11 protein-coding genes are annotated in these 12,071 nt (G+C 38.1%); all 11 read left to right on the forward strand.

Annotated elements, in window-relative coordinates; all coding sequences use genetic code 11:
* The first annotated feature begins 439 nt into the window (after nucleotides 1–439).
* The 11 genes from ABE34_RS09455 to ABE34_RS09505 all read left to right on the forward strand — a co-directional run bounded on the left by ABE34_RS09455 (nucleotide 440) and on the right by ABE34_RS09505 (nucleotide 11,879).
* Nucleotides 440–1,987, forward strand: coding sequence for an ABC transporter ATP-binding protein (locus ABE34_RS09455; protein ID WP_197141977.1), 1,548 nt, complete (start codon nucleotides 440–442; stop codon nucleotides 1,985–1,987).
* The gene (locus ABE34_RS09460) at nucleotides 1,987–3,033 is read left to right on the forward strand and encodes an ABC transporter permease (protein WP_197141979.1); all 1,047 of its coding nucleotides are present in this window, start codon (nucleotides 1,987–1,989) and stop codon (nucleotides 3,031–3,033) included. Before ABE34_RS09455 ends, ABE34_RS09460 begins: the two co-directional genes overlap by 1 nt.
* A gap of 1 nt (nucleotide 3,034) precedes the next feature.
* A complete protein-coding gene (locus ABE34_RS09465) occupies nucleotides 3,035–3,994 on the forward strand; it encodes an ABC transporter permease (protein ID WP_197141981.1) in 960 nt (319 codons plus the stop codon).
* A gap of 437 nt (nucleotides 3,995–4,431) precedes the next feature.
* A complete protein-coding gene (yfmF, locus tag ABE34_RS09470; RefSeq protein ID WP_197141983.1) occupies nucleotides 4,432–5,703 on the forward strand; it encodes an EF-P 5-aminopentanol modification-associated protein YfmF in 1,272 nt (423 codons plus the stop codon).
* Complete coding sequence (gene yfmH, locus ABE34_RS09475) at nucleotides 5,700–7,001, forward strand: EF-P 5-aminopentanol modification-associated protein YfmH (RefSeq protein WP_197141985.1); 1,302 nt, start codon at nucleotides 5,700–5,702, stop codon at nucleotides 6,999–7,001. Before yfmF ends, yfmH begins: the two co-directional genes overlap by 4 nt.
* Nucleotides 6,998–7,726 (forward strand): elongation factor P 5-aminopentanone reductase, encoded by a 729-nt coding sequence (gene ymfI, locus ABE34_RS09480; protein WP_197141987.1) that lies wholly within the window; start codon nucleotides 6,998–7,000, stop codon nucleotides 7,724–7,726. The genes yfmH and ymfI overlap by 4 nt, the downstream gene beginning before the upstream one ends.
* A 45-nt stretch (nucleotides 7,727–7,771) precedes the next feature.
* On the forward strand, nucleotides 7,772–8,029 hold the full coding sequence (locus ABE34_RS09485) for a DUF3243 domain-containing protein (protein ID WP_079560524.1): 258 nt from the start codon (nucleotides 7,772–7,774) through the stop codon (nucleotides 8,027–8,029).
* Between the two features lie 225 nt (nucleotides 8,030–8,254).
* On the forward strand, nucleotides 8,255–9,037 hold the full coding sequence (locus tag ABE34_RS09490) for a DUF3388 domain-containing protein (RefSeq protein ID WP_197141989.1): 783 nt from the start codon (nucleotides 8,255–8,257) through the stop codon (nucleotides 9,035–9,037).
* 39 nt (nucleotides 9,038–9,076) lie between these two features.
* Nucleotides 9,077–9,976 carry a RodZ domain-containing protein gene (locus ABE34_RS09495; RefSeq protein WP_197141991.1) on the forward strand — a complete coding sequence of 300 codons (900 nt, stop codon included), beginning with the start codon at nucleotides 9,077–9,079 and terminating at the stop codon, nucleotides 9,974–9,976.
* A 50-nt stretch (nucleotides 9,977–10,026) separates the two neighbouring features.
* Nucleotides 10,027–10,605 (forward strand): CDP-diacylglycerol--glycerol-3-phosphate 3-phosphatidyltransferase, encoded by a 579-nt coding sequence (gene pgsA / locus ABE34_RS09500; RefSeq protein WP_197141993.1) that lies wholly within the window; start codon nucleotides 10,027–10,029, stop codon nucleotides 10,603–10,605.
* A gap of 17 nt (nucleotides 10,606–10,622) precedes the next feature.
* Nucleotides 10,623–11,879 (forward strand): competence/damage-inducible protein A, encoded by a 1,257-nt coding sequence (locus tag ABE34_RS09505; protein WP_197141995.1) that lies wholly within the window; start codon nucleotides 10,623–10,625, stop codon nucleotides 11,877–11,879.
* Nucleotides 11,880–12,071 lie beyond the last annotated feature (192 nt).

A 12,071-nucleotide genomic window follows, 5' to 3' on the forward strand; every position in this document is an offset into this window, starting at 1 on the left:
CCCTTATGATGATTTTTCAATCTATCGTTATATTTTGACTATTCGCAACATTCTATTTAACTATACTGATCATTACCGTAGAGGTAGAATTTTATATGAGCTTATCGCAAGAATAGTAATGATGGTAACAAGTTAATAGAAGAAAGGTTTCTAACGATGACCTTTCCTGTATTAATTTATCTTCATTTAGAAGAATATCTACCTCTATTAGTGGGACAAGATAGGCATTAATTTTGAATAGGGTGCATAATGCCCAATGAACGAAGAGATAATCTCTGGCTGAAGTCGTTGTTGTGCGAAAGCGCAGTGCAACGAAGCGACAGCAACAAATGTTTTCTGTGCGATAACGTAGCGACAGTTACAAAATGTTATCAGTGGCGACAGCCACAATTACGTCAAGGCGAAATTGATAAAAGTGCCTATTAAGGGAGTGACAAAATTGGAATACGTGATTGAAATGCTAGGAATCCGAAAAGAGTTCGGTAATTTCGTGGCGAATAATAACATCACCCTCCAGCTGAAAAAAGGCGAAATCCATGCACTGCTAGGCGAAAATGGTGCAGGTAAATCGACTTTAATGAACGTCCTTTTTGGTTTGTATCAACCAGAGGGTGGCGAAATTCGAGTTCGTGGGAAGGCTGTTAAAATTACAAACCCGAATGTGGCCAATGATTTAGGGATTGGTATGGTTCATCAACATTTTATGTTAGTGGAAAATTTCACAGTAACAGAGAACATTATTTTAGGTTCTGAACCAACAAAAATGGGTATTGTTAACATTAAAGATGCAGCGAAGAAAGTACAAGCACTTTCTGAAAAATATGGCTTAGATGTTGATCCAAATGCCAAAATCGAAGATATTACTGTGGGGATGCAACAGCGTGTTGAAATTTTAAAAACACTATACCGCGGTGCAGAAATTTTAATCTTTGATGAACCAACTGCATCTTTAACACCACAGGAGATTACAGAGCTTATTCAAATAATGCGCCGCTTAATTGCAGAGGGCAAATCTATTATTCTAATTACCCATAAACTAAAAGAAATTATGGAAGTCTCTGACCGTGTGACAATTATTCGCAAAGGTGAAGGGATTGGAACAGTTATCACTGCTGAAACAAATCCTAACCAATTAGCTGAAATGATGGTTGGTCGCCAAGTCGAATTTAAAACCGAAAAAACAGAAGCAACCCCAACTGATGAAGTACTTGCAATCGATAATTTGGTTGTTACAGACTACCGTAATATTGATAAAGTAAAAGGCTTAAACTTAAATGTACGTAAAGGTGAAATTGTTGGTATTGCAGGTATCGATGGTAACGGACAATCTGAGTTAATCGAAGCCATTACGGGTCTACGTAAAATAAAGAGTGGTACTGTTAAATTAAACGGCAAAGATATTACAAATATGAAGCCTCGGAAAATTACTGAGGAAGGCGTTGGACATATTCCGCAAGATCGCCATAAGCATGGTTTAGTTTTAGATTTCCCAATAGGTCATAATATCGCACTACAAACATATTATCAGTCACCAATCGCTAAGGGCTTTGTTATGGACTATAAGAAAGTGTCTGAAAAAGCACGTCAAATCATTGAAGAATATGATGTGCGTACTGGTAATGGTGAAATGACACCAGCACGTGCACTTTCGGGTGGTAACCAACAAAAAGCGATTATCGGTCGTGAAATTGATCGTAATCCAGACTTATTGATTGCTGCACTACCAACACGTGGTCTTGACGTAGGGGCAATTGAGTTTATTCACTCTCGCCTGATTGAGCAACGTGATAAAGGAAAAGCGGTACTGTTAATTTCATTTGAATTAGATGAAGTCATGAATGTTTCGGACCGTATTGCTGTTATTTATGACGGTCAAATTGTTGATGAGTTAAATCCAACAGAAACGACAGAACAAGAGCTAGGTCTATTAATGGCAGGACAAAAAAGTGGAAATAAAAAGAATGGTGCGAAGGAGGGGAATGACTAATGTCAAATCGTGTCATTAATATTCTCGTTCCCATCATCTCTATCATTATCGGTTTAATTGTTGGGGCTATCGTGATGTTAGTTAGCGGCTATGACCCAGTACAAGGTTATATCGCACTTTGGACAGGTATTTTTGGAGATTCATATTCTATTGGGAACACAATCCGTCAAATAACACCATATTTATTGGCGGGTCTAGCGGTAGCATTTGCCTTCCGCACAGGTTTATTTAACATTGGTGTAGAAGGTCAGTTAATTTTAGGTTGGCTAGCAGCCGCTTGGGTAGGCTATGCGTTTGATCTACCTAAAATCATTCACTTACCATTAGCATTACTTGCGGCAGCAGCTGCAGGTGCATTTTGGGCCTTTATTGCAGGTTTCTTAAAAGCGAAATTTAAAGTTCACGAAGTTATTGCGACAATTATGTTAAACTACACTGCGCTTTATATTGCGAATGCAGTGATTAAAAAATTGTCTGACGGTGGCTTTAAAACAGAACGCGTTCATGAATCAGCTTCTTTACGTTCTCCGTTTTTAAGAGAGCTTACAGACAATTCAAGTCTTCACTATGGCATCATTGTTGCACTGTTAATGGTCATGGTTATGTGGTTCATTTTAGAAAAAACAACACGTGGATATGAGCTTAAGGCGGTAGGCTTTAATAAGAATGCTGCAGACTATGCTGGTATGAGCGTCAACAAAAATATTATTTTAGCTATGACGATTTCAGGTATGTTCGCGGGTCTTGGTGGTGCTATGGAGGCATTAGGTACTTTCCAAAACGCTTCTATTAAACCAGGCTTTACTGGTATAGGTTTTGATGGTATCGCCGTTGCCTTACTTGGTGCGAATACGCCACTTGGGGTTGTATTCGGAGCTTCATTATTCGGCTCACTTAAATACGGATCATTAAATATGCCAAATGCTGCGGGTATTCCTGAGGAAATCGTATCTATTATTATTGCGTTAATTATTTTCTTCGTAGCATCGGGCTATATTATTCGAGTAGCATTGCAAAAGTTGAGCAAGAAAAAGGAGGGACAATAACATGAGCTTTTTAGAAATGTTATATTTCATCATCCCTTCTGCAATTTTCTTCGCAACACCTTTAATTTTTACGGCAATCGGTGGTGTATTCTCTGAACGATCTGGTGTTGTCAATATTGGACTAGAAGGTTTAATGGTTGTTGGTGCATTTGTTGGTATTTATGTCAATTTAGAATTTGCTTCAACATTTGGTGCAGCAACAATTTGGGTAGCTATGCTGGCAGCTGTCATTGCTGGGGGAATCTTCTCTCTATTCCATGCAGTTGCTTCGATTTCCTTCCGTGCCGATCAAACGGTATCAGGGGTTGCTATTAATTTATTAGGTTTAGCGGTAACTGTATTCTTAGTAAAAATGATTTATGGTAAAGGGCAAACTGATATGATTTCCCAACCAATAACTCGTTTCGCTATCCCTTATTTAAAGGACATTCCGTTCTTTGGTCCATTATTATTCCGTGATGTCTATAGTACGTCCATTTTAGCTTTTGCAGTAGCTATCGGGGCATGGTTTATCATTTATAAAACGCCATTCGGTTTACGTTTACGCGCTGTCGGTGAGCATCCAATGGCTGCAGATACGATGGGCGTAAATGTTAATAGAATGCGCTATATTGCTGTTGTCATCTCTGGGGCACTAGGTGGTCTTGGTGGTGCAGTGTATGCGCAATCAATTACAAGCGATTTCTCACATGCAACAATTGCTGGACAAGGCTTTATGGCCATTGCTGCAATGATTTTTGGGAAATGGCATCCAATCGGTGCATTAGGTGCAGCTTTATTCTTTGGAGTAGCACAAACGTTAAGTGTTGCAGGAAGCACAATTCCTTACGTTCAAGACATTCCTGCTGTATACTTGCAAATTTTACCGTATGTATTAACAATCCTTGCATTAGCAGGATTTATCGGTAAAGCAAATGCACCAAAAGCTAGTGGTCAACCTTATATTAAGGGGAAACGCTAAAAACAACACGAAAGACTGGGCGAAAATGCTCAGTCTTTTTCCTTGTACATAGCTCAAGTGTTTGGGAAAATAATGGTTAGGTTGATCTTTACTTGGTTCATCAATCAACTAAACATAATTTTTCAGGCGTGTTGATTAGGAAAAAGTAGGTTTATTATTAAACGATAAAAGGATTTTTTTGTTGAATGTTTTGCTAATATGTGCCCATTTTCAACTGATTGTAGCGTAGGGCTACTCGACTCCCGCGGGAAAGCGAGTAGCCCTTAGCGGAAATTAGAGCCTTCAAAATAGAGTGGATAAAAATGGTTAATCAACACACCTGATAATTTTTACTTTTCATATACATACTTTGGATTGTTTTTGCAATTATAGACAATAGACATGTATAGTATGTGTAGTACTTTGTTATATTAAGAAAGATAAGGAGGGTTCTATATATGTTTAAAACAATCCCTTTTGCAAAAGGTGTCAATTTGCATATCCGACAAACGACCCAATTTAAAACCGTAAATTTTTCAATTAAATGGAGAAGAGCATTAACAGCTACAAATGCGTCTGAACGCACAGTGTTAACAAATGTGTTGCAACACAGCAATGCTAAATATAAGACAACAGCTGCATTCCGAGGTTTCTTGGATGACTTGTATGGCACAGTGCTATATTTTGATACATCTAAACGTGGTAATGAGCATACAGTTCTGATGAATGTAGAATCCGTTAACGATCATTATTTGGCAAATACAAGTGTTTTAAACGAGGTACTAAGTTTATTGCATACAGCAATCTTTGAACCGAATTTAGAAAACGGTGTATTTAAAGAATCGATTGTAGAGCGTGAAAAGAAAACAGTCATTCAACGTATCGAGTCAATTTTTGACGATAAATCTCGATTTGCGCAGCAACGTATTCAACAGATTTTACGTCCAAATGAACCGGCCTCTATTTCGGCTAACGGAACTGTTGAGGACATTCAAAAAATTACCCCTGCGTCATTGTTTGAAGCATATCAATCGATGCTTGCTAACGATAAAATAGATATTTATGTCGCGGGTGATATTAATGAAGACGAAATAGTGGAACAGCTGAAAAAAGCACTACCGTTTAATGATCGTACACCTGAAGAAGTTCCTGCTGTGCTTCCGCAACAGCATCCACAAAATGATTATGTACGTGAACAACAAGATATGAAGCAAGGAAAGCTGCATATAGGCTTTAGTACACCAGTACGATTTGGTGATCCTGATTTTGCTAAAATGCAAATCTTTAACGGCGTATTCGGTGGCTATCCTCATGCCAAATTATTTATGAATGTTCGTGAAAAGGAAAGTTTAGCTTACTATGCGTCTAGCTCCTATGCATCACATTATGGCTTAGTCTTTGTTGTATCTGGGATTGAACCAAAGAATGAAGAAAAAGCACTATCACTAATTAAAGAACAAATTGCTGTTATGCAAGCAGGCGACATTACTGATTTAGAATTAGAGCAAACAAAGGCAATGCTGACGAATCAGCTAAAAGAGTCTTTGGATTCTGCCCGAGGACAAATAGAAATTTTTGACCAATATAAAGATTTACCCGAGGAGTTCTCTGTTGAAGCTTGGGCAAATAAATGGAAAGCTGTAACGAGAGAAGATATCGTTGAAATGGCGAAGCAAATTCAGCTAGAAGCGGTCTATTTCTTATGTGGGAAGGAGCAAGCCGCACAATGAAGACAATTGAATTCAAACAATTAGATGAAACATTGTATTATGAAAAATTAGAGAATGGCTTAGATGTCTATATTTTACCGAAAAAAGGCTATTCCAAAACATATGTGACGTTCACAACTAAGTACGGTTCTGTTGATCGTACATTTGTGCCACTTGGTGAGACAGAAAGCATTACAGTCCCAGATGGCATTGCTCACTTTTTAGAGCATAAAATGTTTGAAAAAGAAGATGGAGATGTATTCCAAAAGTTTAGTGAATTCGGCGCTTCAGCAAATGCCTTTACATCATTTACACGTACGGCGTATTTATTTTCTTCGACGGACAATATTTATAAAAGTACAGAAACATTATTAAATTTTGTGCAAGAGCCTTACTTTACGGAAGCGACAGTGAATAAGGAGAAGGGTATTATTGGTCAGGAAATTACGATGTACGATGATCAGCCAGATTGGCGCTTGTATTTTGGTACGATCGAAAATATGTATCATAATCACCCAGTAAAAATTGATATCGCTGGAACAATCGAGACGATTGATGGCATTACTGCGGATCACTTATATACGTGCTACAATACGTTCTATCATCCATCCAATATGTTATTGTTTGTTATTGGTGCCGTAGACCCTAATGAAATGATGACGTTTATTCGTGACAATCAAGGGAAAAAAGAATTCACTGAACCAACACCAATACAACGCTACTTTGATAAAGAACCGACTGAGGTTGCTATCAAAGAGCGTGAGTTGCATATGGATGTACAAAAGCCAAAGGTTTATATCGGCTTAAAAGCAAAAGAAACAAATCTTTCTGGTCGTGATATGTTAAAACATGAGCTATCTGTTCAAATTGCACTTGAACTTATTTTCGGACGTACATCTGAATTTTATGAGCACATCTATGAAAATGATTTAATTGATGAGACGTATGCATTTGATTTCACGTTAGAAAACGGCTTTGGTTTTGCTATGATTGGCTCGGATTCTGCAGACCCGGCTGGATTAGAGAAAGCTATTAAAGATGAATTGGCAAAGTATGATGGAGATGCACAATTTGAAAGTGCCGATTTAGAACGAGTGAAACGTAAGAAAATTGGTTTCTTCCTACGTGCGCTGAACTCTATTGAATTCATCGCCAACCAATTTACACGTTATTCGTTTAATGAGATGAATTTGTTCGATGTTGTACCTGTACTAGAAGAACTAACAGTTGAAGATTTGAAAAAAGCATTTTCTTCAATTCAAGGTGAATCTCAACAAACTGTCTTTAAAATTTTACCTACAGAGAAGGGCGAACAGTGAAAAAGTTTGCCCTCGTGTTAGGTGCATCGGGTGAGATTGGCCGTGCTATTTGTCAGAGTCTGGCAGAAGGCGGCTGGTCCATCTACATACACTTTTCAAACAATGAAAAAGCAGCGCAGGCTTTATACCACTCTCTTTCAGAAAATTTCCCTGCACAGGAATTTATGCTTGTGCAGGGAGATTTTTCGAAAGCATCCGGGGCACAATTACTAGCAGCACAAATTTTTAATGTGCAAGCAATTGTCTTTGCAAATGGTCAGGCGCATTATTCTCTACTTGAAGATACTACTGTGGAGGACATGGATGCATTATGGCGTGTCCATGTGCAAAACCCAATGCGCCTGACGGCATTGCTGTCATCAAAGCTTCGTGCTCATGATGTCAGCTATGTACTTTTTATCGGTTCGATTTGGGGAGAGGCTGGATCGGCTGGTGAAGCTCTTTACGCAGCTGTGAAGGGCGCCCAACATGCTTTTGTAAAGTCATATGCGAAAGAAGCGGCACTGTCACGTATTCGTGTTAATGCCATTGCACCTGGCTTTATAAATACCTCGATGAACAGTCATTTAAGTGAAGAGGAGCTTGACTATATTTTAGAGGACATTCCGCTTGGGATAGCTGGACAAACAACGGATGTTGCTAAAATGGTGCGCTTCTACCTTTCTGGAAATGCAGATTATGTAACGGGACAAGTAATTCGATTAAACGGTGGTTGGTACATATAATGTTCTTTTTTGCACATACTACATGTGTAAAGGAGGAGGAACAGTATGACTATCTTAGAGAACTGGCATAAATGGACATCGTTTTTAGGTCAAAATGTTATGCGAGCAGAATCAAGCGGTGTGCCATCGCAAATGATTCAACAAGCTGCTGTACAAATTGGAGAATATTTGGCGACAAATGTCGATCCTAAAAATGAACAAGAACGAGTGCTGTCGGATTTATGGGGCGTTGCCTCTGAAGAAGAAAAACACGCACTGGCGAATTGTGTCGTTAAACTTGTGCAAAATAAACCTGTACAGTAAAAAAGAGGAGAGTGATCTCCTCTTTTTTCTATGTAAAAAAGCAATTTCTGAATAGAAAAGGGAACGTATGTAAGCCTATTTAGGATGTTCAAAAAAAAAATAGTAAGTTTTTAAAAATAACGCTATAATTCCATGTATTCTAACTTTCCATTACATAAAAAATCAGCTATGATGGAACTTATAAGGGATTTTTTACGTTAACTAATAGGAAGGGAACGAATGTGTTTGAGCGATTGGTACTTTGAATATGAAATTCAGGTGAATCGCCCTGGATTATTAGGAGATATTGCTTCACTTTTAGGGATGCTTCGTGTCAATATTATTTCAATAAATGGTGTCGATGAGGATCGACGTGGTATGTTAGTGCATACAGACAACGATGAGACAATTGAGCGTTTTCGTACAATTGTTTCGACAATGGAACATATTAACGTAACCAAATTTCGACAACCTAAACTCCGTGATCGTTTAGCCATAAGGCACGGTCATTATATTCCTCGAGATGCAGATGAAAAAAATACCTTCCGCTTCGTCCGAGATGAACTAGGTATTTTAGTTGACTTTATGGCTGAGCTATTTAAAAAAGAAGGGCATAAGCTTATAGGAATACGTGGAATGCCTCGAGTTGGAAAAACTGAATCGATTGTAGCGGCTAGTGTATGTGCCAATAAAAAATGGATTTTTTTATCATCTACAATGATTAAGCAGACTGTTCGCAATAAACTCGCTGGTGATGAATTCAGTGACAATAATATTTTTATATTAGATGGCATTGTAACACGTCGTTCCTCTGATGAGCGGCATTTACAACTAGTGCGTGAAATGATGAATATGCCTTCCATAAAGGTCGTCGAGCATCCAGACATGTTTGTTCAGCATTCAGATTATAGGATAGAGGATTTTGATTATATCATTGAATTACGTCATCACCCAGATGAAGAAATTACGTATGAGATAATGGAAAAAAACCATATGATGTCCGAATCCAATTCATTTGGAGGATTTTAGGATTTAATTTTTAAATTGATGTTAAAGTAGGTGTTTTGAGTGGCAGAATTAGGGACTCGACTGAAAGAGGCGAGACTGTCTAAAGGCTACAGTTTAGACGATTTACAAGAAATAACAAAAATACAAAAACGATATTTAATAGGTATTGAAGAGGGCAATTATTCGATTATGCCTGGTTCGTTTTATGTACGAGCTTTTATTAAACAATATGCTGACGCTGTAGATTTGGACGCAGAGGAAATTTTAGAAACGTATAAAAGTGAGCTACCAGGTACTTCAAACAATCAAGTAAGTCAATCGATGACGAATAGTCCAAGTAGAAGAAAAATTTCAAAAGGCCCTTCGACTAAAATGATGGAGGCAATGCCGAAAATAATCGTTGGTTTATTTATCATTGTCATTATTGTAGTAATTTGGGTACTCATGCAGTCTAAAAATAGTGCAGTACCGAATGCTGGAGATGAGACACCTCCAGAAATGCAATACGATACAAAAGCAAAACCTATAGATACAGAAAAAGAAAAAGAAAAAGAAAATAAAAAAGCTCAATCAAATGACAAACAAGAGTCAACAGATTCAACAAAGGAAACACCTGACGAAACGGAAGAGGTTAAGCAATCGATTTCAGCGGGGACTGTTGAAGCGGATGGTGCTACAACTTCATATACGTTAACAGGTGCAGATACATTTAAAATACGTATCGAAGTATCGGGTCCTACATTTATCGGTATTCGAGACCAACAGCAACAAGAAATACTAACAGATACTCGTGTATATAATGCAGGAGAAGTAGTAGAATTTGATGCAACATCTCAAAATTATGCTCGTATCCGATTAGGTAATTCAACGCAAGCCAAGGTATACATTAATGACGAGCCTTTAACGTATGCACAGCAAGCTGTAACGCAAAACATCGTCATCAATTTCAATAAAGAATAGTAGTCATCTAATGATGACTACTTTCTTTCATCATGAAAGGTGTTAGAAAAATGAACATTCCAAATAAAATTACCATCTCTCGAATCTTACTTATTCCGTTCTTTGTCATTGTTATGATGTTTGATTTTGGCTGGGGAACAATGTCACTATTTGGTGCGGATATGCCTGTTCATCATTTTGTAGGTGCACTTATTTTTATTTTTGCTTCAGCGACTGATTGGGTGGATGGTTATTACGCACGTAAGTATAATCTCGTGACAACATTTGGTAAATTTTTAGACCCACTTGCTGACAAATTACTAGTTTCAGCAGCTTTTATTTTAATGGTAGAGCTTAATATGGCGCCTGCATGGATAATAATTATCATTATTAGCCGTGAGTTTGCAGTAACTGGTCTGCGTTTAATATTGGCAGGTGAAGGAGAAGTTGTTGCGGCTAACCAGCTTGGTAAAATTAAAACGTGGGCCCAAATTGTGGCCATCGGAGCAGCACTTTTACACAATACAATCTTTACACTTATTGGTATTCCATTTGATACAATTATGTTATATATTGCATTGTTCTTTACACTATGGTCTGGATGGGATTATTTCTATCTAAATCGACGTGCCTTACTTGATTCTAAATAAGAGAGGTCTTGAGGATCATGAATGCTGAAATTCTTGCAGTTGGCTCAGAGTTATTGCTTGGTCAGATTTCGAACACAAATGCAAAGTTTATTTCTAGTCAGTTGTCCGAATTAGGGATAAATGTGTATTATCACACTGTAGTTGGAGATAATGCACAACGTTTAGATGAAGCTATTTCCATTGCAGAGACTCGTGCTGATTTAATCATTTTTTCTGGTGGGCTTGGACCTACAAAGGATGATTTAACAAAGGAAACGATTGCTCGTCATCTTGGCGTTACTCTTGAATTTGACGATATCGCGCTGACATATATTGAGCAATTTTTTGCAAAGCGAGGACGTCCAATGACGGACAATAATCGTAAGCAGGCTTTAATACTAGCAGGTAGTGAGGTGCTTGCAAACCATCATGGTATGGCACCTGGTATGATACTAACGAAAGATGAACGTACTTATATTTTGCTTCCGGGGCCACCTAAAGAGCTTGAACCAATGTTCCAGTTTGAAGCAAAGCCAAAGCTTGGTGCGATGTTAAATGCTGGAGGGGTTATACGATCGCATGTGATGCGTTTTTATGGCATTGGAGAGGCAGAGCTTGAAGTACGTGTCCAAGCTATTTTAGATTCGCAAACAAACCCAACTATTGCGCCACTTGCTTCTGACGGCGAAGTTACACTGCGTGTGACTGCCAAGGCAGAAACGGAGCAAGAAGCACAGCAGCTTATTGCTGCAAAGGTAGCAGAGCTTCAAGCGCTTGTAGGTGACTATCAATACGGTATAGATGATGATTCTCTAGCCTCTAAAACAGTAGAAATGTTACTAGATAATCAGTTAACAATTTCTGCGGCAGAAAGTTTAACAGCGGGATTATTTCAGTCTGAGCTTGCAGAAATACCAGGTGTAGGGGATGCCCTAGTTGGTGGCGTTGTTACGTATACAGAAGAAGCTAAAATAAAGCAGCTCGGTATTTCTAAAGAATTATTAACTACACATGGGATTGTAAGCAGTGAATGTGCAGCGGCTATGGCTAGTGCTGTACGTAAAAAATTTGATACTGATATTGGAATTGGATTAACAGGTGCGGCAGGTCCTACAGCTCATGATCATCAACCAGTGGGGACAGTTTGGATTGGTATCGCAATTGGTGATGAGAAACCGATCACGTACTTACTTCATTTATCGGGCATGCGTAATACAAATCGACTGCGTGCTGCGAAATTTACTTGTCATTATTTAATGCAGCTTTTAGAAGAAAGAGGCTTTAAAAAACGTTAATAAATAGTAGACTTGTTGATTAGGTGAATAGTAGCCCGTAGCAAGAATAAATTACAGTGGATAAAAATGGTTAATCAACACACTTGATTAAATATCGTTAAAATAGAAATTTGGGTAATGGAAAGTTACCCAAATTTTTATTTTGAAGAAAATCGAATAAACGTTCGCTTTTTTCTTGCGTCTTCTCTTAAA

Source organism: Lysinibacillus sphaericus (assembly GCF_015844675.1).
GTDB lineage: Bacteria > Bacillota > Bacilli > Bacillales_A > Planococcaceae > Lysinibacillus > Lysinibacillus sphaericus_E.

What these genes read in the sequence shown, in the direction of transcription:
- yfmF (WP_197141983.1), top strand. Translation starts at nt 4,432, where the DNA reads ATGTTTAAAACAATCCCTTTTGCAAAAGGTGTCAATTTGCATATCCGA.
- pgsA (WP_197141993.1), top strand. Translation starts at nt 10,027, where the DNA reads ATGAACATTCCAAATAAAATTACCATCTCTCGAATCTTACTTATTCCG.
- ABE34_RS09505 (WP_197141995.1), top strand. Translation starts at nt 10,623, where the DNA reads ATGAATGCTGAAATTCTTGCAGTTGGCTCAGAGTTATTGCTTGGTCAG.
- ABE34_RS09465 (WP_197141981.1), top strand. Translation starts at nt 3,035, where the DNA reads ATGAGCTTTTTAGAAATGTTATATTTCATCATCCCTTCTGCAATTTTC.
- yfmH (WP_197141985.1), top strand. Translation starts at nt 5,700, where the DNA reads ATGAAGACAATTGAATTCAAACAATTAGATGAAACATTGTATTATGAA.
- ABE34_RS09460 (WP_197141979.1), top strand. Translation starts at nt 1,987, where the DNA reads ATGTCAAATCGTGTCATTAATATTCTCGTTCCCATCATCTCTATCATT.
- ABE34_RS09485 (WP_079560524.1), top strand. Translation starts at nt 7,772, where the DNA reads ATGACTATCTTAGAGAACTGGCATAAATGGACATCGTTTTTAGGTCAA.